Origin of the sequence: Cohnella baijiui (assembly GCF_020731285.1) — a bacterium.
GTDB lineage: Bacteria > Bacillota > Bacilli > Paenibacillales > Paenibacillaceae > Cohnella.
In genome coordinates, this window is record NZ_JAJFOW010000095.1 from 1 (window position 1) to 687 (window position 687).

The following is a 687-nucleotide window of genomic DNA, read 5'->3' on the forward strand; positions in this document are numbered from 1 at the left end:
ATGGCACGATTGACTTTGTCGGAACCGATCATGCTCCATATGAGATTGCGACGGAAAAAGCAGCAGCCGATTCGGACATCTGGAACAGCTTCCCGGGCATTCCGGGCGTGGAAACGATGGTGCCGATTCTGGTAAGTGAGGGCTTGAACAAGGGAAGATTGTCGCTGTCCCGCTTCGTGGAAGTGACCAGCCGCAACGCCGCCATCCATTACGGCATTTATCCGAAGAAAGGTGCGATAGAGATCGGCAGCGACGCCGACTTCACCATCATCGATCTGGAGAAGGAGCATGTCATTAACCAGGAAGAAACATTCTCGATGGCTAAATACAATCCACTTCACGATATTAAGCTCAAAGGTATGCCGGTGATGACGATCGTGCGCGGAAATGTTGTTTATGAAGACGGAAAAGGCATCGTAGGCCAGGAAGGATACGGTCAATTCGTAAAACGTCAGAGCACACAGCACCTTGATGCTGTCATTAACCTGACCAAGTCCAACGAGAGTCGGGCAGTGCAGCAAAATACACAAAAGAAAGAAAGCGTTCAGCTATAAGCCGTATCTAAATTTTTTAACCAGGGGGAATGAGTTCAATGCTGCGAGGAGATAAACACGCGATTGTTATTATTGATATGCTAAATGACTTTATCGGGCCAAAAGCGCCGCTGCGCTGCGAAGCGGGAGAAGA

Annotated in this window: 1 protein-coding gene; it reads left to right on the top strand. The window is 49.1% G+C overall.

What is annotated here, in order from left to right; genetic code table 11:
- Positions 1-554 (top strand): amidohydrolase family protein (locus tag LKX83_RS31780; protein WP_227887250.1); only part of this gene is annotated, 554 nt, incomplete at its 5' end.
- Between the last annotated feature and the right edge of the window lie 133 nt (positions 555-687).